Annotated in this window: 23 protein-coding genes; 14 read left to right on the top strand and 9 right to left on the bottom strand. The window is 57.5% G+C overall.

Annotated features, from left to right (window positions below; all coding sequences use genetic code 11):
* Window positions 1-137: 137 nt before the first annotated feature.
* Both ACQCSV_RS13655 and ACQCSV_RS13650 read right to left on the bottom strand, forming a co-directional pair.
* Complete coding sequence (locus ACQCSV_RS13655) at window positions 138-572, bottom strand: DUF2304 domain-containing protein (protein ID WP_426938598.1); 435 nt, start codon at window positions 570-572, stop codon at window positions 138-140.
* The gene (locus ACQCSV_RS13650; protein WP_426939567.1) at window positions 572-1,276 is read right to left on the bottom strand and encodes a glycosyltransferase family 2 protein; all 705 of its coding nucleotides are present in this window, start codon (window positions 1,274-1,276) and stop codon (window positions 572-574) included. The genes ACQCSV_RS13655 and ACQCSV_RS13650 overlap by 1 nt, the downstream gene beginning before the upstream one ends.
* 188 nt (window positions 1,277-1,464) lie before the next feature.
* Here ACQCSV_RS13650 and ACQCSV_RS13645 point away from each other — a divergent pair, with 188 nt between their 5' ends.
* Together ACQCSV_RS13645 and ACQCSV_RS13640 are read left to right on the top strand one after the other, a co-directional pair.
* A complete protein-coding gene (locus ACQCSV_RS13645; protein WP_426938597.1) occupies window positions 1,465-2,490 on the top strand; it encodes a polysaccharide biosynthesis protein in 1,026 nt (341 codons plus the stop codon).
* 26 nt (window positions 2,491-2,516) lie between these two features.
* Window positions 2,517-3,719: a glycosyltransferase family 4 protein gene (locus tag ACQCSV_RS13640; RefSeq protein WP_426939566.1), complete on the top strand. Its 1,203-nt coding sequence runs from the start codon at window positions 2,517-2,519 to the stop codon at window positions 3,717-3,719.
* A gap of 24 nt (window positions 3,720-3,743) precedes the next feature.
* Here ACQCSV_RS13640 and ACQCSV_RS13635 read toward each other — a convergent pair whose 3' ends face one another.
* From ACQCSV_RS13635 to ACQCSV_RS13615, 5 genes are all read right to left on the bottom strand, one after another.
* Entirely contained in the window at window positions 3,744-4,523 is a 780-nt protein-coding gene (locus ACQCSV_RS13635) for a hypothetical protein (protein ID WP_426938596.1), read from the bottom strand.
* A gap of 581 nt (window positions 4,524-5,104) precedes the next feature.
* Window positions 5,105-6,127, bottom strand: a complete 1,023-nt coding sequence (locus ACQCSV_RS13630; protein WP_426938595.1) for a GDP-mannose 4,6-dehydratase — start codon at window positions 6,125-6,127, stop codon at window positions 5,105-5,107.
* A complete protein-coding gene (locus ACQCSV_RS13625) occupies window positions 6,124-7,107 on the bottom strand; it encodes a GDP-mannose 4,6-dehydratase (RefSeq protein WP_426938594.1) in 984 nt (327 codons plus the stop codon). The genes ACQCSV_RS13630 and ACQCSV_RS13625 overlap by 4 nt, the downstream gene beginning before the upstream one ends.
* A gap of 77 nt (window positions 7,108-7,184) precedes the next feature.
* The gene (locus ACQCSV_RS13620; RefSeq protein ID WP_426938593.1) at window positions 7,185-8,321 is read right to left on the bottom strand and encodes a glycosyltransferase family 4 protein; all 1,137 of its coding nucleotides are present in this window, start codon (window positions 8,319-8,321) and stop codon (window positions 7,185-7,187) included.
* A 103-nt stretch (window positions 8,322-8,424) separates the two neighbouring features.
* Window positions 8,425-10,713: a GH25 family lysozyme gene (locus ACQCSV_RS13615; RefSeq protein ID WP_426938592.1), complete on the bottom strand. Its 2,289-nt coding sequence runs from the start codon at window positions 10,711-10,713 to the stop codon at window positions 8,425-8,427.
* Window positions 10,714-11,401: 688 nt separating this feature from the next.
* On the opposite strand from ACQCSV_RS13615, the gene ACQCSV_RS13610 reads away from it, so the two are divergent.
* Both ACQCSV_RS13610 and ACQCSV_RS13605 read left to right on the top strand, forming a co-directional pair.
* Window positions 11,402-12,487, top strand: a complete 1,086-nt coding sequence (locus ACQCSV_RS13610) for a CpaF family protein (protein WP_426938591.1) — start codon at window positions 11,402-11,404, stop codon at window positions 12,485-12,487.
* Window positions 12,379-14,112: a recombinase family protein gene (locus tag ACQCSV_RS13605; protein WP_426938590.1), complete on the top strand. Its 1,734-nt coding sequence runs from the start codon at window positions 12,379-12,381 to the stop codon at window positions 14,110-14,112. Before ACQCSV_RS13610 ends, ACQCSV_RS13605 begins: the two co-directional genes overlap by 109 nt.
* On the opposite strand, the gene ACQCSV_RS13600 is transcribed toward ACQCSV_RS13605, so the two are convergent.
* Window positions 14,099-14,677, bottom strand: coding sequence for a recombinase family protein (locus tag ACQCSV_RS13600; RefSeq protein WP_426938589.1), 579 nt, complete (start codon window positions 14,675-14,677; stop codon window positions 14,099-14,101). The genes ACQCSV_RS13605 and ACQCSV_RS13600 overlap by 14 nt on opposite strands.
* A 152-nt stretch (window positions 14,678-14,829) precedes the next feature.
* Window positions 14,830-15,303: a hypothetical protein gene (locus ACQCSV_RS13595; protein WP_426938588.1), complete on the bottom strand. Its 474-nt coding sequence runs from the start codon at window positions 15,301-15,303 to the stop codon at window positions 14,830-14,832.
* Between the two features lie 174 nt (window positions 15,304-15,477).
* Between ACQCSV_RS13595 and ACQCSV_RS13590 the strand changes: the two genes are divergently transcribed.
* From ACQCSV_RS13590 to ACQCSV_RS13545, 10 genes are all read left to right on the top strand, one after another.
* Window positions 15,478-15,867 (top strand): hypothetical protein, encoded by a 390-nt coding sequence (locus tag ACQCSV_RS13590; protein WP_426938587.1) that lies wholly within the window; start codon window positions 15,478-15,480, stop codon window positions 15,865-15,867.
* Window positions 15,857-16,507: a hypothetical protein gene (locus tag ACQCSV_RS13585; protein ID WP_426938586.1), complete on the top strand. Its 651-nt coding sequence runs from the start codon at window positions 15,857-15,859 to the stop codon at window positions 16,505-16,507. Before ACQCSV_RS13590 ends, ACQCSV_RS13585 begins: the two co-directional genes overlap by 11 nt.
* Entirely contained in the window at window positions 16,504-16,881 is a 378-nt protein-coding gene (locus tag ACQCSV_RS13580; RefSeq protein WP_426938585.1) for a hypothetical protein, read from the top strand. The genes ACQCSV_RS13585 and ACQCSV_RS13580 overlap by 4 nt, the downstream gene beginning before the upstream one ends.
* A gap of 56 nt (window positions 16,882-16,937) precedes the next feature.
* The gene (locus tag ACQCSV_RS13575) at window positions 16,938-17,417 is read left to right on the top strand and encodes a hypothetical protein (RefSeq protein WP_426938584.1); all 480 of its coding nucleotides are present in this window, start codon (window positions 16,938-16,940) and stop codon (window positions 17,415-17,417) included.
* A complete protein-coding gene (locus ACQCSV_RS13570) occupies window positions 17,418-17,804 on the top strand; it encodes a hypothetical protein (RefSeq protein ID WP_426938583.1) in 387 nt (128 codons plus the stop codon).
* A gap of 155 nt (window positions 17,805-17,959) precedes the next feature.
* Window positions 17,960-18,424, top strand: coding sequence for a hypothetical protein (locus ACQCSV_RS13565; RefSeq protein ID WP_426938582.1), 465 nt, complete (start codon window positions 17,960-17,962; stop codon window positions 18,422-18,424).
* Window positions 18,425-18,707: 283 nt separating this feature from the next.
* Entirely contained in the window at window positions 18,708-20,327 is a 1,620-nt protein-coding gene (locus ACQCSV_RS13560; RefSeq protein WP_426938581.1) for an ATP-dependent nuclease, read from the top strand.
* A complete protein-coding gene (locus tag ACQCSV_RS13555; protein ID WP_426938580.1) occupies window positions 20,321-22,006 on the top strand; it encodes a UvrD-helicase domain-containing protein in 1,686 nt (561 codons plus the stop codon). The genes ACQCSV_RS13560 and ACQCSV_RS13555 overlap by 7 nt, the downstream gene beginning before the upstream one ends.
* A 349-nt stretch (window positions 22,007-22,355) precedes the next feature.
* Window positions 22,356-24,191 (top strand): site-specific DNA-methyltransferase, encoded by a 1,836-nt coding sequence (locus ACQCSV_RS13550; protein ID WP_426938579.1) that lies wholly within the window; start codon window positions 22,356-22,358, stop codon window positions 24,189-24,191.
* A complete protein-coding gene (locus tag ACQCSV_RS13545) occupies window positions 24,188-26,704 on the top strand; it encodes a DEAD/DEAH box helicase (protein ID WP_426938578.1) in 2,517 nt (838 codons plus the stop codon). The genes ACQCSV_RS13550 and ACQCSV_RS13545 overlap by 4 nt, the downstream gene beginning before the upstream one ends.
* Window positions 26,705-26,707 lie beyond the last annotated feature (3 nt).

Genomic DNA, 26,707 nt, shown 5'->3' with positions numbered 1-26,707 from the left:
TCGTGGTCAGCCGGCTTTCCCTGAAGTTCACGACTTCGTCATTCCACGGCCCGAAACTGCGCAGGGTTACGTGGTGAAACAAGTTGGACACCTAATTCTACGCTGAGGCCTCTACCCGGCAACTGCGGGCGGTCAGCTCATTCGTCGGAGGGACACGGCGCGGATGGCCCTTCGAGCCCGACGGATGTGGGCTCTCCCGTCTGCCGGGCGAGGCGGGGAACGCGCTGGAAGTCTACTTCCAACCGTTCAACGGATGCGCGCAGGATTGCGACTTCTTCAGCCAACGTTCGATTCTCGTCTTCAACCACGGAGAGTTCCCAGGAAAGATGCAGACAGACTCCGAGTATTAGAACGATACACATCGCAAACAGAAGATTGGACGCGACCTGTATCCCAAGGAGCTTGCTGACACTGTTGAGGAGGTCCGGCCAGCCTGCAAGGACCAAGGCGCTGGCGCCGATGATCAGCCACAGTGCGGCGTACTTTTCACGAAAAATCTTCCGGCGGACGAGCTCCAGAACTATGCCCACCATGACCGCAGCGAAAACAAAGGCAGCGAGCGTGTTCCCCATCAGACCGTACCTTCCTGGACAACAATTCTGGAGCGGCTTCTAGTCACCGCAAAGAGCAGGGCAAAGACGGACCGCAACAGATAGACCGCTGACTTCACTGGATTGTGGCTCGGGGTGCCGCCTTGGCGAGGGCGCATCGCAACCGGAATTTGGGTGACCTTGCAGCCAGACTTGACAGCAACTACCAGTGAGTCGATCGTGTCGCCGAGGTACTCCGCCGGATAGTGATCAAGATATTGCGCAATCGCCCGCCTGTTCCCAGCGCGGAACCCCGAAGTGACATCCGTGAGCTTGGTCCGCGCTAGCCGCGAGATGACGGCGGCAAGGAAAACCATCGCCCATTGGCGCGGACCTGAGACCTTGTAGTCACCTTTGGCTGCAAACCGTGCACCGATGGATATATCGGCGGTATCAAGGCCGGCCAAAACGGAGGCAATTTCACGGGGGTCGTGCTGGCCGTCGGCGTCAACTTGAATGACGGCGTCGTAGCTGTGGCGGTCGGCGTACTTAAAGCCGGCGCGCATCGCCCCGCCGACACCCATATTAAACGGCAATCGAAGTACCGTGGCACCGGCAGTTGCTGCCACCGCCGCTGTCGCGTCCTTCGACCCATCGTCGACGACCAGGACGTCGTATCCTTCGTTGAGACGGTGGACCTCAGCAACCGTGTCACCGACTGTTTCCCCCTCGTTCCAGGCGGGCATGATCACTAGAACTCGGCGGGATTGTGGGCTAAGCATGCTTGAGATTCTACGCCGAAACACTTCCAATCCGAATTCAGCCCGCAGGTTGGTCGACGGTCCGCCATGTGGCCGCCTAGGGACTCGCTGATATCATCTAACGGTTGCAGCCGTGTTCGAAGCCGTAACCACCCGCTTACCTAGGAGACGAATTGTTCAAGAACAAGACACTTTTGATTACCGGAGGCACAGGGTCGTTCGGGAATGCTGTCCTGAAGCACTTCCTCCATACCGACATAAAGGAGATCAGAATCTTCTCGAGGGATGAGAAGAAGCAGGATGACATGAGGAAGCAGTACAGCAACGAGAAACTAAAATTCTATATAGGTGATGTGCGCAATATTGAGAGTGTACGTGAAGCGGTCCGCGGAGTGGACTACATATTTCACGCAGCGGCCCTCAAGCAGGTGCCATCGTGTGAATTCTTTCCTATGGAGGCAGTCCGGACTAACGTCCTGGGAACCGACAATGTCCTGACCGCTGCAATTGACGCCAAGGTCAAGAAAGTCGTCTGTCTTTCTACAGACAAAGCGGCTTATCCCATCAACGCCATGGGTACGTCGAAGGCCATGATGGAAAAAGTCGTAATCGCGAAGTCGCGTAATGTCGATGCTTCTGACACCCTGATTTCTTGCACCCGGTACGGTAACGTCATGGCTTCACGAGGTTCTGTTATCCCTCTGTTCGCAGACCAGATACGTGAGGGCAAGCCGCTTACTGTCACGGACCCCCACATGACTCGTTTTCTGATGAATCTGGACGAGGCCGTCGATCTAGTTCTGTTTGCTTTTGAGAACGCCAACCAAGGCGACTTGTTCGTGCAAAAAGCTGATGCATCGACGGTGGGGGACTTGGCTTTAGCGATGAAGCACCTGTTCCAGTCCGATGCCGAGGTAAATGTGATTGGTACGCGGCATGGCGAAAAGGCGCACGAGACGCTTCTAACCCGCGAGGAACGGGCTAAGTCCGAAGATTTGGGCGGTTACTTCCGCGTTCCTGCGGATACGCGCGACCTCAACTACGAAAAATTTGTCGAGTCCGGTGACGTCGTTAGTGAGTCCCTCGAGGAGTACACATCGCATAACACGCACCAGCTCACAGTGGACCAGATCATCGAGAAGATCAAAACCACCGACTACCTGAAGTCGTTGCTTCCCTCAATTTCGTCGGCATCGTAGTGGGGCAACAAAAACCTAAGATATTGGTGGTCGGTCAGCACTTCTGGCCAGAGGGTTTCCGCATAAACGACATATGTGATTATTTTGTCGAAAACGATTTAGACGTTGAGGTTCTTTGTGGACTTCCTAATTATCCGCGCGGCGAACTCTTTCCAGGCTACTCGTTCCGTGGTCCGTTCCGACAAGATCATAATGGAATCAAGGTCTACCGCGCGCTCGAGATACCTCGCGGCAACAATTCCAGTATGCGAATTTTCCTGAATTATGTTTCTTTTCCGCTGGGCAGCCTTCTGCATCTGCCGCGTCTTCTTTTTGGTAAGTACGACAAGATATTTCTGTACCAGCTGTCACCAGTAATGATGTCAATTGCCGGAATCCTACTTTCGAAGATTCGCGGAATAGAGTCGACGATGTATGTGCTCGACTTGTGGCCGGAGAATTTATTTTCGGTTTTGGACTTAAAAAACAAGACGCTGCGACGTCTGGCCGAAAAGGTCTCGCACTGGCATTATCGTCAGCCTGACAAAATTATTGTTCTTTCCGAGCAAATGCGCTCGAAGATTAGAGGAATCACCGGTATTTCCGACGATCGAATTACTGTTGTGCCTCAAGCCTGTGAAAGCCTATACGAAGAGGAAATTCTCGACACTGACCTAGCCGAGCATTTAGGTGCTGGCTTCAAGGCTGTATTCACCGGAAATATCAGTCCGGCACAGTCATTTAATACTATTATCGATGCTGCTGAACGGCTCAAGTCTGAGGGCCTGGCCATAACATGGGTGATCGTCGGCGATGGCATGAGTCGACGCCAGGTGGAACTTGAAGTCGCACGGCGCGGCTTGGAAGACGTGTTCCGCTTCGAAGGCCACCATCCCGTCACCGACATCCCCAAATATACGACTCTGGCTGACGTGCTGGTCGGTTGCCTGGTCCGAAGCGAACTGCTTGAAGCGACGATACCGGCAAAGGTCATGTCGTACATCGCTTCGGGCCGGCCGCTCGCCCTTGCTATGGACGGCGAGGTTCGTTCACTGGTCGAGGATGCTGCCCAGTGTGGGCTCGTTGGGCCTGCAGGCGATTCGACGGCTTTGGCAGAAAATGTTAAGGCGATCTACCGCATGACGCGGGAGGAGCGCAAGGAACTGGGCGCTCGAGGCAAGACGTACCATTTCGCTAACCTCGAGAGAAGCATCGTGCTCGGTCGCCTTAGGGAATTCGTTTTGGGCTAAGGCTGGACATAACCTCTTGCCGGCTCAGTGATCGGGCTGGACTGCGGATCCCCGACGGTTACGAACGATTGCGGCGATTGCCATAGCGTGAACGGCAATGCCGGCGAGAGGTCCCAGCCCCAAGCTGAGGATGCTGCGGATCTCGACGCCCGCTGGCAGCAGGAGCAGTCCGATTGCGACTGCCGTCGCGGACAGCCAGCCTGCGGAGTACGCACGATGATTGCCCAAACCGATGACGACGGTGCCGAGCAACGTTAGAACCGCCATGAGCACGGCAGCAAGTGTCAGTGCGGCCAATGCCCAGCCTTCCACCTTGTAAGCGGGACCGAAGAAGAGCATCAGGAGCGGTCCGACCAACCACGCGGCCGCGGCACCGAGGACACCAACCCCCACGAGCGCAACCAGCGGCTTCTTAAGCCCCCGCCAGCCGTTCTGAGGATCACGCACGATCTCGGCCAAAGCCACGCCCTGGAACGCCTGAAGCGGGACCATGATCGGAGCTCTCGTCAGCGAAATGGCCAAGAGGATTGGCGCAGACAATGCGTAGTCCGCCTGCGGAGTCGTGAGCTTCAGCAGGATGGGAAAGGCAACAATCAGGGAAGCGGAGGAGGCTGCTGAAAGAAGTGCATGTCCGGTGTTCTGGAGGAGCCTCCAGAGGCCTACATCCGCTCGGGATCTGAGAGAACTCCGGGCAGCCGGCGAGATGAGTGCCACCACGATCCAGGCCGTGAGGGCCGCGAGGCACGCAAGCTCGAGTCCGACAAGGGGTGCGGCTAAGGCGGCGGCAGCCGCAATGGCGGTCAAGCGAAGGACCGCCTCCAGTGAAACCATCCCTGCAAACAGGGACCACTGGTCTTTTCCCTGTGCAGCGCCCGCTAAGGTCGCATGGCATGAGAACAGGATGGCCGTGACAACCAGAACCCCGACGATCGCCACTGTGTCCGTCGGGAACAGATAAGTGCCCAGAAGGGGGGAGAGGAGAAGAACAATCAATGCAGCTGACGCGCCGACAATGAGCCCTGAGGTGAGAACGGGGGCGCCTTTGGCAGTATCTGAACCGTGCGCCGCCCTGGCAGCGCCGACCGCCCTTGTTGACTCTGCCTGAATGCCTCCCAGAACGCCGCACACAAAAAAGAGAGCCGCCCAGAAGGATAGAAACTCAGCGTTATCGGCCGGGGATAAAGCGTGGCTGGTGACGAAGAGGATCAAGATGCCCGCGGCGGCCGCAAGGACGGAGGCGCCCCCGACGCCCGCCGCGGACTTGCCCGAGATGCTCGCACCCCGCCCCGTTGGCTGTTCGGGAAGAAACTCGGACGATTGGGAGATATCGGTCAATTCGGCACTTTCACTTTGTGGGCACCGGCTATTGTGCCGCGATGCATAACCTAGTCCGCTGGCAAGGCAGCAAGGCCGTGTTCGCGGACAAACTCGATGTCATGCTCAACCATTGTCTGCACAATGCGTTTGAATGTGGTGGTGGCGGTCCAGCCCAGTTTCGCCGCGATCTTACTCGAGTCGCCACGCATCTCGGCCGCGTCCACTGGTCGACGGAATCTGGAGTCTAGGTCGACCCGCTCCAACCCGTCACCAATTCCGGCGGCGGCGAATGCGCTTTCCGCAAATTCCTTCACACTGTGGGAGACGCCGGTCGCGACAACGAAGTCATCAGCCTGATCCGCTGCGGCAATCCGTGCTAGGGCCTCGACATAATCAGGTGCCCAGCCGAAATCTCTGATCGAGTCCAGGTTGCCTAAACTCAGGCGATCCTTCAGACCCAAAGCGATGGCAGCCACTCCGAGGGTGATCCGTCGAGTTACGAAACTCGGCGGTCGTCGAAGCGACTCATGGTTATACAGAATTGCTGAGGATGCGAACAGGCCGCGTGCCCTATAGGTGCCCACCGCATGATGCGCGAATGCCTTGGCCGAGCCGTAGGGCGTGATTGGCCGAACGGGAGTGAGCTCATCCTGCGGGACTTGAGTCGCATTACCGAAGATCTCAGCGCTGGACGCCTGCAGAAACTTTACGTCACGTCCGCTTTGCTCCTGCAACTGCCAAGCGGCTTCGAGCAGTGCGATCGATGCGGCGCCAGTGCTGATGGAGGTTTCGTACGGTTGCCGCCAAGATGCGGCTACTGAACTAGTGCCGCCGAGATTGAAGATCGTGTCCGGTTGGACTTCTTCAATCAAGGCGCCGAGCCGCGCCGGGTTCGCCAGATCCCCGATGTGTACGGTTACCGGCTCAGGCAGTTGCTGGGGAGCATCCCCCGATCGGGTCATCCCATGCACCTGCCAGCAGGCGTTGACCAAGTGCTGCGCGAGATAATAACCGTCTTGACCAGAGACACCGGTTATGAATGCGGTTCGGGTAACGGCTGCCTCATCTTGTACCGGGGCCACGATCGTCATTTGGACAGCAACCGCTGCTCCATCAAGTCGTTTTCGACCATCATGGCTATGAGTTCCTTGAAGGAAACCTTCGGCTTCCATCCCAGGGCGCTATGGGCCTTGGAAGAATCGCCAATGAGGAGATCCACCTCGGCTGGCCGCATGAACTTAGGGTCCTGGCGGACATAGCGGCGCCAATCTTCGAGTCCTGCGGCTTCGAAGGCCACCACCAGAAGTTCCTCAATGGAGTGAGTCACACCCGTGGAGATCACGTAGTCGTCGGCCTCGGGCTGCTGAAGCATCAGCCACATAGCCTCTACGTAGTCACCTGCAAAGCCCCAGTCGCGTTTGGCGTCCAAATTACCCAGCACGATCTCGTCCTGGAGACCAAGCTTGATCCTGGCCACGGCCTGAGAGACTTTCCGCGTAACGAACTCTGGGCCGCGGCGGGGTGACTCGTGGTTGAAAAGGACTCCGCTTGAGGCGTGCATTCCGTAGGACTCGCGGTAGTTGATAGTCATGTAATGACCGAAGACCTTAGCCACCCCATAGGGGGAGCGCGGCCACAGAAGCGTCTCTTCCCGTTGCGGTACTTGTTGAACCTTGCCAAACATCTCCGAAGAGGATGCCTGGTAGAAGCGCACTTTACTCAAGTCTTCCCCGGCATAGAGCCTGGTAGCTTCGAGAATGTTCAACACTCCCTTGCCCGTGACATCGGATGTCATGGATGCGTTTTCCCAAGAGTAAGCAACGAAGGAAATCGCCCCAAGGTTGTAGACCTCGTCGGGTTGGGCAATGGCCAGCACGCGTACAAGCGAGGAAACGTCGGTGAGGTCTCCCGTGAGCAGCTGCACGCCCGGAACCGTTCTCTGTACTAGCTCAAACTTGGGGTTGTTTTGGCCTCTGATAAGGCCAAAGACTTCGTAACCCTTTGAGAGCAGCAGCTCTGCAAGGTAAAGGCCGTCCTGACCGGTGATGCCGGTTATAAGCGCACGAGGCATAGGGGGTGATGTCCTTTTAGTTCGAATAGTCAAGCAGAGCCACTATATAGTGTTCCGTCAGTACGGGCGTATTGGAGTTAGATGTCTGGCTGCGCGTGGCAGTTCGCGGCGTAGCGGTAGGCGACTTCGTGAGCCTCTGCACAGCTTTCCCACGTGAACTTCTTGACCTGCAGAAATCCCTTAGCTTGAAGCTCAGCCGTACGGTCGATTGCTTCCATTATTCCGTCTGCAATCGCACGCGGCGAATTGGGATCGAACATAACCGCGGCGTCACCACATACTTCGGGCAAGGAGCCGGCTGTAGACGAGGCCACTGGACAGCCGGAGGCCATGGCTTCCAAAGGCGGCAACCCGAATCCTTCGTAGAGGCTTGGGAAGACCAAACACTTCGCGCGTCGGTAGAGCTCAAGTAGTTCGGCGAACGGCACTAGGCCTTTCACATCCACATTCTCGGGTACATGGGTGAGTCCCTCAAGGCCGCCGCCCGTGAGGACCAGCCGCAAATCCGGCTGCTCGCTTTGCAGAATGCGCATGGCTGCAAACAGTGTGGCGTGGTTCTTGTGAGCCCATCCACGTGCTGGATAGAAGATGAAGTTCTCTCGCTCACCAATGTTTGGTGTGAACTCGTCGGCGTCGACAGCCAATGGGGCGATGAAAACCTTGTCAGCGTCGATCTTCAGGTGCTCCACAATTGTTTGCTTGGCAAATTGGCTGATGGTGACCACAGCATCCGCTTTACGAGCCGCGCGCTCATAGAAAACTCTTCGATACAGACGCTCGACGCGGCTGAATAGATGGGGTAGGTCGCGGTGTTGTACGTCGCAGAGGGTCTGTACCGAAGGCATCGACCGGCGAGGGACTGGAACATTTACTGCGAACGGCACATGAAAAACGTCATTGCCCTCCATACGGGTTAGGAGAGCCTTGCGCCTGATCAGCCCTGTAACGAGGGCAAGAATGCGGTCCTTCGAAGAACCTCCGCCAGATATCTCCGGGCAAACCACCTCGGGGATCCGTCCGGAAAAGCCCGCGCCCGTTTGGCTCACATATGTCGTCGCAGTTATGTCCCTACGCGATGCCAGTCCGCGGAGTAACCCGCGGGCGTAAGTTTCCCCACCGCCCATCCCGCCGGGCACTAAGGTCAGCATGGCGACCGCGATTCTTAGCGGCCGGGTGTCAGCAGCCGCCGCGTTAGGTAAGGATTCTTCTCGCATTGATTCAGCCTATCCTGCGCTTCAAGCTCCTGGCCGCGACTTCCCTCCTGAAGCGGCAAGCCGACACTACCCTCACCTAGCCAAGCTCACCGAGCCGGGACATCTAACGCGCCACGTTGCTGATTCTTGTGCCACTGGTTGGAGACCAATCGATTCGGCCGCCTTGGAAGTTCTGGGCGTTACCACCACCAACAGTTGAATATACGCCGGTGGTGGGGTAGCCGAGGGGGCCGGATTCCCAGGCTTGGGCGGCCCAAGCACTGCGAATTGGTCCGTTGGGGCTGAGCTGCGCGCCGGTGGTGGCGGTCCAGTAGATGGCACCGTTTTCGTAGCCTTGGGATTTGGCTCCGTTTGGTGCGGTTCTGATGTCGGTGGTGGGGTAGCCGAGGGGACCGGATTCCCAGCCTTGGGCGGCCCAGGCGTCGCGGATCACGCCGGCTGAGATGTGTGCGCCGGTGGTGGCGGTCCAGTAGATGGCACCGTTTTCGTAGCCTTGGGATTTGGCTCCGTTTGGTGCGGTTCTGACGTCGGTGGTGGGGTAGCCGAGGGGACCGGATTCCCAGCCTTGGGCGGCCCAGGCGTCGCGGATCACGCCGGCTGAGATGTGTGCGCCGGTGGTGGCGGTCCAGTAGATGGCACCGTTTTCGTAGCCTTGGGATTTGGCTCCGTTTGGTGCGGTTCTGACGTCGGTGGTGGGGTAGCCGAGGGGACCGGATTCCCAGCCTTGGGCGGCCCAGGCGTCGCGGATCACGCCGGCTGAGATGTGTGCGCCGGTGGTGGCGGTCCAGTAGATGGCACCGTTTTCGTAGCCTTGGGATTTGGCTCCGTTTGGTGCGGTTCTGACGTCGGTGGTGGGGTAGCCGAGGGGACCGGATTCCGAGCCTTGGGCGGCCCAGGCGTCGCGGATCACGCCGGCTGAGGTGTGTGCGCCGGTGGTGGCGGTCCAGTAGATGGAACCGTTTTGGAATGTCTGCGACAGGCCGGCTTTCGGGCCAGCCTTGATGTCGGTGGTGGGGTAGCCGAGGGGACCGGATTCCCAGCCTTGGGCCGCCCAGGCGTCGCGGATCACGCCGGCTGAGATGTGTGCGCCGGTGGTGGCGGTCCAGTAGATGGCACCGTTTTCGTAGCCTTGGGATTTGGCTCCGTTTGGTGCGGTTCTGACGTCGGTGGTGGGGTAGCCGAGGGGACCGGATTCCCAGCCTTGGGCGGCCCAGGCGTCGCGGATCACGCCGGCTGAGATGTGTGCGCCGGTGGTGGCGGTCCAGTAGATGGCACCGTTTTCGTAGCCTTGGGATTTGGCTCCGTTTGGTGCGGTTCTGACGTCGGTGGTGGGGTAGCCGAGGGGACCGGATTCCCAGCCTTGGGCGGCCCAGGCGTCGCGGATCACGCCGGCTGAGATGTGTGCGCCGGTGGTGGCGGTCCAGTAGATGGCACCGTTTTCGTAGCCTTGGGATTTGGCTCCGTTTGGTGCGGTTCTGACGTCGGTGGTGGGGTAGCCGAGGGGACCGGATTCCCAGCCTTGGGCGGCCCAGGCGTCGCGGATCACGCCGGCTGAGATGTGTGCTCCGCTGGGGGCGGTCCAGTAGATGGCACCGTTTTCGTAGCCTTGGGAAACCCCTCCCTTCGGACCAATTCTCACGTTGCTAACGGCCTTGCCTAGTTCCGGGGATGAGGCAGCCAACTCGGTGATCGCCTTGAACGCCGCACTAGGAATACCGGCCCTCGCGAAGGCACTCAGCTCGTCATAGGTGCCGTTCCAAACGTTCGAGTCGCCAGCGAGTGGCCCGGTGCTGCTATACTGCCAGATGCTGTAGTTGCTCCAACTCCCTGTGGGAACCGAGCCTGCGTTGTTCGTCGGTGAGCCAGGGTACGCCGCAACCCACAGCGGGTAGTCACCGAAGCCGGAAGGATTGCCGAGGCACTGGTTCCACCAGTTTGTGTTGGTGTAGATAACAGGAAGGCGCCCCGTCAAAGACTGCATGGTGTTGCCGAAGTCGCGGACCCAGGAAGTCAGCTGCGCTGGCGACATTCCGTAGCAGGTGTTGCCGAAATAGAAACCATTTACGGTCCTGCCCTCGTACGGGTTGAACTCAAAGTCCAGTACCGGTGGCAGCGTGTAACCGTCCGCGGACCAGCCTCCGCCATTCTGTACGAAGTAGCGTGCCTGGTCCGCGCCTGAAGACCAGTTGGGGATAGCGAAGTGGTAAGCGCCACGAATCATGCCTACGTTCCGAGAACCCTGATATTGCGAGCTGTACGACGGGTTGGTGTAGTAATTGCCCTCACTTGCCTTGACATAGGCAAATCGGGCACCCATGTTCCACTGCTGCTGCCAATCGATGCTCGGCTGATGGCCGCTTACGTCCAGTCCCTGCACTCCAAACGTCGGCATCCAGGTGCCTTCTGTTCCGAGCGACTCAGCGCTGAGCTTTTTGAAGCTGGAGCTTGACGATGATGCAGCCACTCGTGCGGAGCGTTGGCCCATTTCCGCACCGCCAACGCCAATAGCGTCCGCCATGGACTCGTTGATGCTGGCTGGATCAGGAGAGGGCGTCGCTGTCGGAGTCGGCGTGACGACGGGCGGCGGTGCAGCTTGCGAAGAAGATCCGGTCGGAGCAGTGACCGGCACTGGCGAAGAAACTGCAGGAGTGGGCGCGGGCCCGGATATTGAAGGCGTCGGAGTCGGGCCGGGCTCAACGGCGAAGGCCGCCCCGGCCAATCCGGGTCCCGCCACGAGAGCGGCAGCCAAGACTGCTGTCCCCAGGACATGCAGCAGGGGACGGTGACTGTTGGACTGGGTCCGCTTCATTTTGGCTCCGGAGAAAATGAGGCGCCAACTTGAGCGCGACACTAGTGGGTTGCAGTTCAGGAGACGCTGAACTGGAAATCGAGACTGAATGCGCCTACCCTAACACCGCAGTGACTGCTGTAACCAGAGTTTCGATTGTTGCCAATGTGAATGATGCGCCACTGTTATCCACACCCTGTCCCATATGACTTGGCGGCGTGCGCTACGCTCCCTAGGCTGTATCCCAGTTGAACTGCCTCCGCCGGGGGCGGCAGTTGTATTGGGGAACTACATGGACGCTGTGCGAATCGTGGAAGACGAAGTCCGCGAGCTGATCCGCCGTCGCGGTCTCGATCCGCTGCGGCAGGCGGGCGAGGTCCGTCGTCTCGTAGAGGCGGCTGTCAGCGATTACGACGAACGCGCACTGATGGGGCCACTGCCTCCGATTGGTCCGTTGGAAGCCGCTCGCAGATTTGTCTTTGACGCTGTGGCCGGGTTCGGTGTCCTTCAGCCGCTGCTGGACGATCCCACCATCGAGGAAGTCTGGATCAACGCGCCCAACGAAATCTACGTGGCCAGGAACGGCGAGTCGGAACTGACCTCGCTCAGCCTCACTGACCAACAAGTTCGCGATCTCGTGGAGCGCATGCTGAAGAGTTCCGGCCGGCGCCTGGACATGTCATCGCCCTTTGTCGACGCCGCACTCCCCGATGGTTCCAGGCTGCATGTGGTCATCCCGGATGTCACCCGCAGGCACTGGGCCGTAAATATCCGCAAGTTCGTGGTGAAGGCCAGCCGCCTTGAACACCTCGTCGAGCTGGGCACGCTGACGCCCCAGTCGGCCCGGTTCCTCGGTGCAGCCGTATCCAGCGGACTGAACATCCTTGTGTCAGGCTCCACCCAGGCGGGCAAAACCACCATGCTCAACTGCCTGGCAGCGAGTATCGGCAGCCGTGAGCGCGTCATTACGGTCGAGGAAATCTTTGAGCTCCAGTTCCCCCTCCGGGATGTCGTCGGACTCCAATGCAGGCAGCCCAACCTCGAAGGCGAGGGCGAAATCCCTCTGCGCAGGCTTGTCAAGGAAGCCCTCCGAATGCGCCCGGACCGCTTGGTCGTTGGAGAGGTACGGGAAGCGGAAAGCCTCGACATGCTCATCGCCTTAAATAGTGGCTTACCAGGCATGTGCACCGTCCACGCGAACCTCTCTATTAACCGGGCAAGACACGAACACGTCCCGGCGTCGCAGACTGTCATGACTAGAGTTGGACTATGCCCATTGCCATCTATGCCCGTATCAGTACCGCCAAAGAAGGCAGCGAGGCTACGAAGCGTCAGATCGATATGTGCCACGACTATCTTGCGAAGCGCACTGACCTGACGCTATACGTCAACAACTCCTCTGATCCGAAGCTCGGCGGCTACAGGGGTGCCTTCCACGACGAGGGCAAGAGCGCTTGGAAGACCGGGGTCAAGCGACCAGCGTGGGAAGCTGTGGCAGCGCTTGCCATGGCGGGAACCATTGACGGCGTTCTGGCATACGCTTCTGACCGCATACATCGCCGCCATCTGGAGATGATGTTGTTCGTCTCCGGGGTTCTCGAAGCTGGCAATGGACTTGTCATCTACTTCGCAAACGGCAACGAACCGCACAACTTCAACACCGTAGGCGGACGGTTGGGGGCGGGCATGATGGCGGTCATGGCAAATGCCGAGGTCGAGACATTGACCCAACGAGTCACAGACGAAAAGTACGCGGCGGCAAAGGCTGGTCGATGGAATGGGGGACGCCCACCATTCGGATATCGTGCCGTCCGACCAGCCGACGATTCTGAAGGCAACTTCATTATTGAGCAAGACCCGGTGAAGGCACCAGCTATCGTGACGGCGGTCAACGACTATCTTTCTGGCAGGTCATTTGTGTCCGTGCACAATAAGTTCAACGAAGACACCGGACAGAATCTCGACTACAACAGCTTCTTCTACTCGTTAGCCAGCCCCTCAATTGCTGGAAGGCGAATGCACCTGCCGCAAGCTAAGCGGAAAGGGATGACAACGCGGGACATCGTCACGACCCCACGATTCATTGAAAAGAACGCCAAGTTCTACAAAGGTCAGTGGGACGCGATAATTCCATTCAGACAATGGGAGAATCTGAGGGACAAGCTCGTGAATAACAGAAGTGCGAAACGTGGCAAAACGCCGCAGAACTCGCTCCTCGCTGGTCTCGTGCTCTGCGTCCTCTGTGGCTGCAAAATGAGCAACGACGGAACCACATACAAGGTCGATGACGACGGCAACCCAGTCTTCATGAGGGATGGCAAGACGCCAGCGATCAAGCACTACCCGACCTACAGGTGCAATAAAAATACCGGTGGTTGCGGCAAGATGCAGATCAGTGCGTCAGGTCTTGACGCATTGATGGAGGCTGAGTTTCTCAAGATTCTTCCTCGTGCCATTAAGCAGGGAAAGTTCACCCCCGTTCAGGTACTCGAAGCGAGACTGATTGCTGCGCAGAACGAGCGATCCGCCATCGACGCAGAACTGGACGAGCTATACGTGGACTGGAAGTCCAAGAAGAAGATCAGCGAAGGTACGTACGATCGCCTTAAGGCAATCAAGGATCACGAGGCTACCGTTCTTGACGGTGAAATTGCTAGCCTGCGCCTAGCAAGCGCAGATCAGTCACGGCTCCTGACGGCTGAACAGGTTTTCGAGACTCTTGACTTGAACCAGAAGAACGACATGTTCAGGAAGATCATCGAGCGGATCGAAATACGGAAGATAGTCCAGCCAGCAGGGGCACGGAATGTGTTTCACGCCGAGCGAGTCAGCGTCGTGTGGAACCTCAGCGGTCAGAAATACCAGACCTACGGCGTCAACCGAATCATCGACAAGAAACTGCACCATGAGCTGGTGTCGGCAGCAAGGAAACCGGGTGACTGGGACAGGATCGGAGCGTTGCCAGCCATCACGCCCAAAGCGCGCCTCTCTAAGACTCCCTGATTGCCCGGTAGACCGTTGATTCGCTGACGACCAGTTCGTCCGCGATCTCCTTGATGGTGTACTCCTTGCTGGCGTACATCGTCTTCGCCATCTTGAGCTTCTGAGCGCTTAGCTTCGGCTTGCGTCCACCAACGCGCCCACGAGCACGGGCTGAATCGACGCCCGCCTGCACCCTACCGCGAATCGTGTCACGCTCCCATTGGGCTACGGAAGCGAGGATATTGAGTTGGAACCTGCCGATCTCAGTGCGGGTGTCCAGTCCCTCCGTGAGGCTGACGAGTCCGACGCCCAGCTTCTGTAGCTGCTCGACGAGCTGGACGAGGTGGATCAGTGAACGACCCATCCTGTCGATCTTCCAGACAACAACGGTGTCCCCGCTGCGCAGGTGATCAAGCATGATCTGGAGTTGAGGGCGGTCAGCCTTCGCGCCGGAGATCGTGTCGATGTAAATCTTCTCGCAGCCGTATTTGTTCAGCGCATCTTCCTGCAACGATGCGTCTTGGGACCCGGTGCTGATTCTGCCGTATCCAACTACCTTGCCCGTTGCTTCCACCGTCGTCGTCATGGTTGACAGTCTGGCACAGAAAAATCAGTTATGACAGTAGGGTTTGTGAATGTTTGATTATGACAGGTTTATTGACAGTAGAAAGCCCCGGATCGCCCGCATGAAACGGTCTGCGTGCCGGGGCTGTCACAACCTATAGTTTTTGGCAATGCCTACAAAGCGCCCTCAGCAAGGTGAGCAGAGCCTATGGAGGCTGCCTCTGCTTCGATCCGTTCGCGCAGAACGAGAAGACGGCGGCGTTCCACCGTCTCTTCCCATTCCTCGCTTGTTTCGTCTTGATCAGGAAACGCCTCTTGAAAGACGGCTCGTGTGATCTCGACAGGTAGGAAGGGAACGCTGGGATCAGCTTCCTGTTCACGTATAGCTGCCAGCAGCTCATCCTTGCTGGTGTATGGGGCGTCGCAGGGGAATTCTGTGGTCCCCATCCTGTGGGGGCTAGTACGAGTGCGGACCGCGACGGCAATCATTCCGTTGCGCTCATCGAAGGTCACATCGACCTGCCACTTCTGAGACCGGAACTCTTCTTCGCTGAGGGTCTTGGCATATTCAAGATCGGACTCCGAGCGCGTTTTCTGCTCCGCCTGCATCAGCCTGAGAACTCTTTCAGCGGGGGACTCAGGACTCATGCCACACCCCTACCCCGGTACCGGCTAAACGTCCTGCCTGAAAGGTCACCACAAATCACATCCGTCATCCCCTGAACGTATCCGATTGGCTACGCGGGGTGTGGCATCCGTGTCGAGGTGTCATTAATACGAACGATTTGAGGACGCCTCTTCGGAGCTGGATATCGTTGCCCTATGACCAACCCAGTGTTCCCGAACAGGACCTTCGAGTTCCCACCGCACACCCCGGAACAGGCGGAGGAACTCAAGCGCATGAAAGAAATAGCCTTTGCCGCCGAGGAACGGATGTCACAGTCCAGCAAATGGAAAAAGAAGATGGTTCATCCAACAGTTGAAGAGGAAGCAGCCCGCGCGTATGTTCACGCCGCTGAGAATGATCGCGACCTTGAGTCGGCTATCATCACACTGCTCTACTACACCGACGACTCAGGGCAGCTCGTACACCCTATGCCGCCGGAAACGCACATCATCGCAGAGTGGGTCAAGCAGCAGCCCGGAGGAATCAAAGCGATGTTCGACCTATGGGCGCGATCGAAGGAAGGAAGCGTGAACGATGATCTCTGACTCTGTTCCATGGCGCTACGAACTCCTGCGCATAGCCAGACGGCTTGAACGGAAGACCCTTCAGGAGCATTGGACGGAGCGGTCGAGCTTCCGTGTCGAGAAAGACGTGATGCTGGCGGGCTACGCAATGCGACGGCTTCTGGAGGCTCGAAAGATTTCGGATAGCCTCGCAGCAAAACAGGTGCCGGTAGTGCGGCACCAGCGCATAGGACCGATACCCGATTTCTACAACCGTGATGACATCGATGCTATTTACGACTTCGGCAACCCGGTCAAGGATCAAGTCACCCTTGCTCACCTCACTAACCAGATCATCCACTCGTATGTGCTCGTGTTCAGTTTCGATGAGGTCGACGCCCCTTATGAAGGACCGGACGGCATCGAAGTCGAGGGGAACTACCTGTTCAATGGCTACTTCCTAGCGTCTGAGAAGGAGAGAATGAAGCACGTCTACTTCTTGGATGCCGCAACGCTAATTGCTCTTTGCAGGAGCATCGCTGTCGAAGATGTCGTCGGAGTCGACATGCGGAGGGACACGGATGGTGTTATGCACATTTCTCGCGTGATCTCTAGTACTGACCCGGAATGGATGGCAAAGACTCAGATGAAAAGCCCCGAAGCAATGCGCCACTACTCATGACCAGTAGCTACGCCGAAGCCGAGCTGCTAGACCTCGCACGGTCGGACCGCTGGCAGGATCAGGTCACTGCGGCAACGAGGACCAGCATCGCCACCGAGGCGCTCAGTGCGCTCATGGTTCCGGGTATCCACCACGAGGTCCTGCTCGCCCTAATCTCCCGCGACGGTGTCCGCGAGGAGCAACTCTCATGGCTGGCGGAGAACACAGACAGTGCTCACGCCCTCGGACGTATCGCCGGTCATCCAAAAGCCACCACCGGCGCCCTCAAGCTCATCCGCGACCGTTCAGCCGGTCAGGAATGGGTAGGGTGGACGCACCTGCATGCCTACGTCTCAATCATGTTGACGAAACGTGGCGTCGCCGCACCGGACTAGGACCGTGGCTGTCGGAAAACTCTGAAAGGTGTCTGGCTCCCCGATAGGATCAGCGCATGAGCCAAATTGGGGGAGCGGCGGGCAAAGACCTGCCCGCAAAGAAAAAGAGTCCGTTCGCGGGCTGCCTAACGATATTCGCAGTCTTCGTCGTTCTGATGATCGTGCTGGTCATTGTGTCCAACGTGAATGCCAACAAGGCTGCTGACGCCAAGGCAGCCGCGTCTGCGAGTGCGACACCGCTAGTCACCCCAGTTGATAACGCGACCGTTAGCAAGGTGAAGAAGGCATGTGAGGACCAACTCCGTGCCGTTGCATCCAGCAGCAAGAAGCACTTCAGCGGTGTCCCTGACAAGCCGTACGACATCGTGTCGGTGACATTCACCGGTGACGTAGAGCAGGTCAACCTTCCCTACAAGGAAATCGCGTGGGAAGTGCCCACCACATGGGTCAGCAAGGTCGCTGACGGATCGACGCTCACCAACAGGGAGACGTGCCAGTTCAGAAAGCTCCAAGACGACGCACGGTTCCTGCCCTAGATGAGCACCGGGGGAAACTTGTTCGGCACGCGCGTCATCTGGATGCGCATCGTTGCCATCGCCGTGATCTTTGTTCTCTGGATGCAGATCAACAGTTGCAACGCTGCTGCTGACTCCAAGAAGGAATCAGCGCGCCTAGCCTCATTGGCAACGTCAGATGGTGCCATCGGGTACTGCAAGGAGTCTGTGAGGTTCAGCGACGGGCACCGGGAGCGTTTCGCTATCACAGCAGCTACCGCCACACGCAGGACAACGCCCACCAAATACGACGTGGTAGTGAAGTACGAGTACTTCGACTCGTACCGCAAAGTCATGCACCCAGAAAGCCGTACCTGCGCAGTTGGCTACGGTGGGTTTAGCGGCGGCTGGTACCTGCTCCGGCAGTAGGGGAACGGCTTATGGAGCTGCGCGCTGTCGGCAGCAACGCGGACTCTATAGCCAAGGAGTTTGGCACGGGCGTGCGGTGAATCAGTGCCTGATTGTGTCACGGCGCGTTCCCTGACACGCTAGCCTGACCATATGACACATGGGGAAGGGCTGCGATGAGGCAGCCGAAACTAAACATCAAACGCGCCATCACTCTGACAGCGGCGACCACTGCGATTTTGCTGGGAGTCTCTGCGTGCTCATCTGGCAGCTCATCCAACAGCAACTCCGGTTCCAACGCACTGCCATCCACGGTGAACGTCCTTTATGAGGTCGTCGGGACTGCAACCGGAGCCGACATCACCATCGAGACAGGCGACGGCACCAGCCAGCAATCAATCAGCGTTCCGCTTAAGAGCAAGAGCACCGGTGCGAACGGACTCAGCTTCACAATGAAACGTGGTGCGTTCGTTTACATTTCCGCTCAAAACAAGGGGAACATGCGCAAAGGCGCAAGCGTCTCGGACGCGGATTTCTATGGCAGCCTCACCTGCCGGATCAGCGTAGACGGCACCATCATCAGCCAGAACAGCACTACGAGCAAATACGGTATCGCTTCCTGCAAGGGCAGTGCGAGCTGATCCTTAAACGGCGAAAGACCCCCACCCGGCTCGAAGCCAAGGTGGGGGTCACTCATTTCACGAAGACGTATGGGCACTAATGCATTGATTCGTCGAGCGTGTAATCGAGCGCAGAGAGGGCAAATCCGGCAGGCATCACAAACGCCCCCTAACACTGGCATTGCACCTCAAGCCCCTTAGCCTTCAGCATGTCGCGAGGAGGGTCGGGTGCTCCTGTTGTCATAATGGGGAGCTGAAGCGTTGGGGCGTTCTTCCTAGCCCCTGTGTCGTTGACGGGGGACCAGTGAAACTGAGCACTTTCAAAATTGAGAATCATAGCCGGTTGGCGGATTGCACGATCGAGGTACGTAAGCATCTCGTAATCGTTGGTCCGAACGACGTCGGGAAGTCTTCGCTACTCCGATGCCTTGACCTGCTGCTTGGTGCTTCAACTGCCGCACTCTACGGCAGGATCGACGCCACCGATTTCAGGGATAAGTCACTTCCATTCGTTGTTGAAGCGACTTTGACTGATCTCAAGCCCGACGACTACGCCCTGTTTCCGGATGAGATTCACGTCAACCCGGTTACTGGGGAGAGGCACTTGCGAGTGCAGATGACCGCGAGCCTTGATTCCGAGGAGACGCTCAGCGCCATGAGAACTGCGCCGGACGGTTCAACAGGCAGGCAAATGTCACGGGATCAGTTAGCGGGCTTGGGCTGGAAGACAGTAGGCGCAGCCCATTCGTCGTCCCGAGACTTCAGAGACGACCGCAACACTTCGCTGGACGACATCATTTCCGCGATCGAGCTTGGAGACGAGGAGGCGCAATTTGCGTCGATTGCCGCAGCTTTTCAAGGTCAACTTGATGGCTCCGCCGTTCTTAGGAAGCTTCGATCACGGTTATCCAATCAGCTTAAGAAGGCGCTCCCTGAAGGCATCGAGCAGGACGACTTAAGTTTTGTCTCGACTGCAACGGAGGACTTGCTGAGTGACGTCAGACTACAAATTCGTCGGAAGGGCGAGCTGCGGAACATGACGGAACAGTCAGACGGGGCAAGGGCTCTTTTTGCGATTGCCCTATACGACCTCGTGGCTGAGTCGGCGAATATTGTTGCTATCGACGAACCCGAAATACATCTTCATCCGTCCAGCCAAAGAAGTTTAGGGCGCTTACTCCGCGATGGGGCGAACCAAAAAATCTTGGCAACTCATTCACCGGATATCGTCGGAATCTTTGACGTTGACGACGTCGTTGTTGTTAAGCCCGGTGGCGTCGTGGTTCAGCCGTCAGCCGGGTTTCTTGACGATGAGGAGCGGCTGCTCGCGCATTGGTGGGTGGCGAATAAGTTAGAACCCCTAACCTCCCGACGGGTAGCGCTGGTCGAGGGACCGGCTGATCGGATCATCATTCAGAGGGCGGCGGAACTGACGGACCGGGACCTCGACCGGTTGGGCGTCGCATTGGTGGAACTTGGCGGAGCGGGCGACGTCAAGTATGTTCACAAGTTGTTCGGCAGTTCAGGCTTCAACGTGGCGATGTCGGTCCTGATCGATCGCGATGCAGTAAGCGATACCGAAACTCACCTAGGTTTGACAGAATCCGAGTTCGCGTCGAACTCAGTATTCGTATCAGAGGCAGATTTAGAGGACGAATACACTTCTGCACTTGGTCACACCGAACTCTTTGCGGCTCTGGAGTCTTCCAAGCTGTTCACGAAGAACGAATTGAGGAACTGTACGCGGTCGGGGACCGGCAAAACACTTCTCCCCTCTGATGTCGCCGCTTTTTGCCGGTTCAAATCAAGCTACAAGGTCCGGGCTGCCTTGGTTGCGGCGAGCATTATGGATGCGGCGTCAGCACGAAAGGTCGGCAGCGTTGATGCATTGCTGTCTGACGTGATGGAGCGCACAGAGTGGTAGTGCCAACTCCTAAGCAAGCCCTCATTCGAGATTCGCCGGAACTTAGCATGCTGGTCGTGGCTCCTGCGGGATGCGGCAAAACTGAAGCTCTAGCACTCCGGATCGCAGGACTAATCCAGCGGGAACAGGTACGTAGACCACGAAGAATTCTCGTCGTCACATTCTCCAAAAGAGCACGAGACAACATTCGCGAGCGTCTTAAGGAGTACGTAGATCCTCGCAAGCTTCAAGACATGGTCACCATTGCTAACTTCCATGGCTTGGCAGCCAGAATAGTCCGCGCTCACGGCAACGTCATAGGTGTGGAGTCAGACGCTGTGCTTCCAGATTCTGACTGGGTTGCCGTGGAGTGCCGACTTCGTGGGCTCGGCTACGACCGTACAGATGACGTGCGTCGTGTTCTCCGCAACACCAAATTGCAGCCGCTTACGGACGTGGAAGTTCTAGATTCGCTCCGTGAGCACGGGGACCCGATAGCGGAGTCAATTGAGTCTAAGCGGCGGGAGGAGGGACGACTTACCTATGAAGACCTCTTACGTCACGCCGAAGTTATCCTCCAGAATGAAGTTGTTGCGGACATCTACGCGCAACACTTTGAGTGTGTGGTCGTAGACGAGTTCCAAGATTTGACGCTTCAGCAACTACGGCTAGTCAGGAGCATCGGCGGCGATAAAGTAACGTACGCCGGAGACCTCGCACAGGGAATCTACTCTTTCTCTGGTGCTGCACCCAACGCCGTTTACGAGTCGATTTTGGGGTATGCGGAGAAGCAGATCGTTTTCGCCGAATCCCATAGGTCCTCTCCTGCTGTGCTGGACCTTGTGAACGCCCTACGGAACTACACCGGTGGAGAGCACCTGATATGCGCAGCGCCGGACGCTTGGTCTGAAGATGGGCTAGGGGGTGTAGCATCCTTCACCACCACGGAGACTGAGGCGCAGTGGGTTTACAAATTCGCATCCTATGTACTGGAGCGTGCTCCTACTCATCGCGTCGGAGTCATTTGCCGCACGGCAGGGAGACGGCGTTTTGTAGACGAAGCCTTCAAGGCTGGAAGCCTGCCATGGCATCGATGGGACGACCCATTGCTGGACAGGGAGACTGCGAACGCAACCCGTCGTATTCTGTCTAACCTTAATCGCACGGCGTGGGAGCGTGCAGAAAATCCCACCGAGTTCCTCATGGATTTGGCAGATGCAGAGGCACTTCATGACCCAGATACGCGTACCTCCCTGCGAGAGGCGCTGGAGTGGGTGCATGACGAACTGGTTCGAGGCGCTGAAGCAGCGGATTTGCTTGGTCGGATCAAGGTCGGTGACTCATCCGCATTTATCAGTGCTCCCGGAGTTCATCTCCTGAGTGGGCATGCGGGCAAGGGGCAGCAGTTCGATTGGGTATGCGTGGTTGGGGCGGAGGACGGCGTGCTTCCATTCTTCAAGGCGACCTCCGCCGAGGAACTAGCGGAAGAGGCGCGCGTTCTCTCTGTCATGATTTCGCGGGCGAGGCATGGGGCGCTTGTCTTGCACTCAAAAGCTGTGGCGGACTCATACGGGAAGGTTCGGAGTAAAGAAGCTTCTCGGTTCGCCAGCTCACTCAAGACCGCCCCTCTATGCCTGAGCGGTTCCGCCATTGTTGAGTGGCTGAAAGCCGCTGATTGGCAAAAGATTTCTGCCAATTAGACCTGCACGGTGTGCCCTGCTGAGGCAGGTCACGTAGTCCATTACGACTGCACAGCGGAAGGTCTCTACCTCCATCATTCAAGAGATCAGAGTAAAGGTTTTGGAGAAAAGCGATTGGACGTGGGAGCGCTTGGACCAAGAAGCCACCGGCTCAACCGTTGAGGGAGCAAGCCAGGCGGTCAGAAACATCCGGCTTGTCCCGGTCGGTGCGGCGCTTCTCACGCTCCCGCGACGACGAGTACATCAAGTGAAGCCGTCAATTTATCGCGGTGTCGAGAGTCACGGCTGATCGGGGTATATCGATTGGCTTAGGATCAGAACGACGCATTGGAACCGAAGAAAGCACTACATGCAGCCCCACGGACGATTGACACTGACATGGACCGGCAAGGACGCCTCGCTGGTAAACACGCCAGACGGGGGGTACGAGTGGGTGCCGCAGGACGATGTCCGTGTACATGAGGTAAGGCGGCTGCTGCCGGAAGAGTACTGCTCGTCCGCTGTTGCCGATCCGATGCCCGGAGCCACCGACGACAACATGCTTATCGTCGGGGATTCATCTGATGCGCTCCGCGCCTTGATCCACCATCCCGACTATGCCCAAAAGTACCGTGGCAAAGTGAAGCTCGTATACGTCGATCCGCCATTCAACACGGGTCAGACCTTCGAACACTACGACGATGGTTTGGAACACTCCGTGTGGCTGACGGTGATGCGGGACCGGCTCGTTCAGATCAAGGAATTGCTGTCGGAAGACGGTTCTGTCTGGGTTCATCTCGACGATGCCGAAATGGCTTACTGCAAAGTCATCATGGATGAGGTTTTCGGACGGCGGAATTACGTCACGTCAGTGATCTGGCGGAAGGTTGATAGCCCGAACGATAACAAGGTCACCGTAACTCCCGATCACGAAAATATCCTGTGCTACACCAAGGTCCCAGCCACCCGGAACTCCTTCAACCGCAAGGTTGATCCTGCCTTAGCGGCTGCTTACGGCAAGGTCGCGGAGGATGGACGCCGCTTTCGGGACAGGCTGCTGAGGAAGAACGGGAAGAGCAGCCTCCGCTCGGACCGGGAGACGATGTTTTTCAAGCTAACCGATCCAGATGGCAACGATGTCTATCCGATTCGTGATGACGGTCGGGAAGGTCGATGGGCAGCAGGTGTTGAAGGCGTCCAGCGAGCCGAGGCTGAAGGTCGCCTCATCTGGACCAAGCGCATCGATGACGCTGGAGTCGAAAAGTGGGTTCCGTACACGCGGGAGTACGCCCCGGAGACTCCAGAGCGTCCATGGGCGACCATTTGGACCGACGTCCACACCAGCCGCCAAACCAAAGCACACTTGAAGACCATGTTCCCTGACGAAGGATCACAGTTCTCGACGCCCAAGCCCGAGCTGTTGCTGGAACGCATCATCCACATTGCAAGCAATCCCGGTGACATCGTCTTGGACTGTTTTGGGGGGTCCGGCACCACCGCAGCCGTCGCGCACAAGATGGGACGGCGTTGGGTCACTGTTGAGTTGTCGGAGAATACTGTGAACAAGTTCACAAAACCGCGCCTTGAGAGAGTCATCAACAACGAGGACTCCGGCGGCATAACGATGTTGCCACCGAGAGAAGTGCCGACGGAGGATGATTTCCCCGAAGGTGGGGTGCTCGCTGACTACAAGACAGCCAGCAAAGTGCTGAAGGAACTAGTCAATACAGGGCTGCTGGAATCCAACGATCCAGCTATCAACGAAATCAAGCGCCTCACCGCGTCGAAGCTGGAGCCTGCGGAAGAACGGTGGGGAGGCGGAGGCTCGTTCGGCGTCTACAGGATTGCCCCAAGCATGTACACGCTGGATGAAGACGGTTACCCACTTTTTGCCGATGAAGCTCTCAACGGAGTGTTCACAGAAGGGGCTCGGGTGCAGCTCGGTTTCCCTAAGAACGCCCGTGACAGGTACCCCTTTGCTGGTCAGCGAGGCGCAACTCTGCTAGCGGTGGTGGATGGAATTGTCAGCGCGGAGAACATCAGGGATATTGTCCGCTCCCTTCGGGCTGACGAGAAAGTCATCGTAGCTAGCAAGGGTATTGCGCCGGGAGCCTCGGAGCTACTGCGCGAGCTGTCTCCCGGCTCGCACGTCAAAAAGTTTCCCCTTCATACATCCTTTGACATCTCGAAAGCGGTCCGCTCATGACTTGGCTGGAAAACGATCAGGAGCTTGTGTCCGAGATCGGTGTCCGTATCGGTCTACGGGACCCTAACAAGCGCGCTCTGTCAGCCATTGTCGAAAATATCGGAGCGGATGAGTTCCGCGAGGTTGTCTGCGATCTGGCGACCGGTGTGGGCAAGACGTACATCACCGCCGGATTGGTCGAGTATCTTTTCGCCAAGGATGTTCGAAATGTCATGATCATGACTCCGGGCAAGGTCGTCTTGGAGAAGACGGTCGGAAACTTCAGTCCGGGGCACGCCAAGTATGTACCCAACTTGGAGGTCCAACCACTTGTTGTGACCAGAGAGAACTTTCAGCGCTCCGAGGTGGGAGACGCTCTCCACGACCCGAACACGCTCAAGATATTTATCTTCAACGTCCATCAGCTTCTCAAACCCAACATCAAGGACAACAGGGCGACATTCGAGGTTAATGAGTTCATCGGCACCGGACTCTACGAGCACCTTCAGACCGTCGACGATCTGGTTGTCATTGCAGATGAGCACCACACCTATCACGAGCAAGCAGCCAAGTTCTCGAAAGCTGTCCGCGACCTGAGCCCACGGGCACTCGTTGGACTGACGGCGACCCCAGCGGAAGCCGATCGCGAAAAGATCATCTTTCACTATCCGCTGGCTGATGCGATCGTCGACGAGTACGTGAAGATTCCCACGCTTGCCTACCGCCTTAATGGTCATGCATCAGTCGATCTTCAGTTGGCAGATGCCTGTGCAGTTCGTGATGCCAAAGAGTTGGTTTATCTCGACTACGCCGTTCAGGAAGACCTTCCCGCTCGCAAGCCCTTGCTGCTAGTGGTCTGTGCAAGCATCAGCGAAGCGACCGAGTACACAGACAAGTTGGTCAGTGAACATTTTGAGGGTGACCAGAGTGCTGTCCTGTGTGTCACCAGCGAGTCTTCAGATGCTGAAATGCTGGCACTTGAAACCGTTGAACGCCCTGACTCTCCGGTCCGGGCGGTTGTCAGCGTAAGCAAGCTGAAAGAGGGCTGGGATGTAAAGACGGTCGCGGTCATTATGGTGACTCGAAAGCTGGCTTCCGAAACCCTCACTGAGCAGATTATGGGGCGCGGGCTGCGACTTCCCTTCGGTCGCCGCGTTGGTATCCCGCTGATCGATCAGCTCGACATCATCGACCACCAGAGTTACAAGAGGCTGCTTGCACAGAAGAACCTTCTGCTGGAACAGCTCATCCCTGACGAAAACGTCCGGAACCATGTCCGTGAAGAAAGTGAGACCGAATCGGGGGAGACGGACAGCTCTCCGGCGGGATTAGTCTCGCCAGACAATAACGGTGGTTCTCTCTCGTCGGCAGGAACTGGTGCTGGAGTCCCGGCAGCAGGACCGGAGGGGATCGCCTTTGCGTGGAGCGCGACCGCAGGGAGCGGTGAGAATGATGGCACCGTGATGGACGCCTCGGAAGTCCTCCTGATTCAGGAAATCGGACAACGAGTCCAGCAGGCACAGAAGCCGACGCACATGTACAAAGACGTAAAATTCAAGGAGATCTACTTCCCAGCGCAGAGAACGGAGATTACTCCGGCTGCCTTTAGCCTCTCGGCGGTCAACAACGGTCAGGCGTTTAGCGTCGGCGCGAAGTACACCCAAGAGGTGTCGGATCGACTGACTCGTAAGGCACTTGAGGCAACGCGGGATGAAGCCGGAACGGTATCCATTCAAGAGGTTCAACAGGACTACCTTGACGGCTATCAGGAGAAGGTCCCGGTGTCTGAGGTTAAGTCTGAGGTGATCGCACGCCTGCGAAAGAAGGACCTGTTTGTCGGGACAACCCCTGAGAAGAACGCTCTGAACCGTCTCGTTGATCAGTTTCTGCTGGGCGCGGGGGTGGGGAAAGACCAAGACACCATCGAGTGGGGCATGAACCGTACCGTTATGGCGGTCAACGGGTTGCTTAGGCTCATCGATGACAGCTACGTGAAGCAAACGTCCGTTGGTATTCCCTCTTTTCGGTTTGAGCTTGTGGAAGTGCCGTTGTCGCCGGTCATCTACCCGGACAAGCCCATCGTCCACAAAGACTTGGCGGGACCAGTTAGAGACCGCTTCTACCGGGGTTGGGTTCGCTCTGCGATGCCGCTGGTCGCCTTTGACGCAGCAACCACCGAACTGGCACTAGCGCGGCTGATTGATGCGACTTCCGAGATAGCTGTGTGGACTCGGCTCTACGTCAATGGGGATCGAGATGTGAGCATCGACGTCGGCGCGCGCAGCTACTTCCCTGACCTCATCGCGATCGACAAGGACAATGTCCACTACCTCATCGAAGGCAAAGCGGATAGGGACCTCACTCGACAAGAAGTCACCGAAAACCGCCTTGCCGCCCAGCGTTGGCAGAACCACGTCAACGATTCGGGTCAGTTTCCCCAGTGGCAGTACCTGTTCTGCTCCGAAACGATGGTCAAGGAAGCGAATGGATCATGGGAAGTTCTCAAATCATTTGCAAGTGAATTCATCAACTGATGG

Source organism: Pseudarthrobacter sp. S3, from assembly GCF_050156905.1.
GTDB lineage: Bacteria > Actinomycetota > Actinomycetes > Actinomycetales > Micrococcaceae > Arthrobacter.
This window is presented reverse-complemented; position numbering and strand designations above follow the sequence as displayed.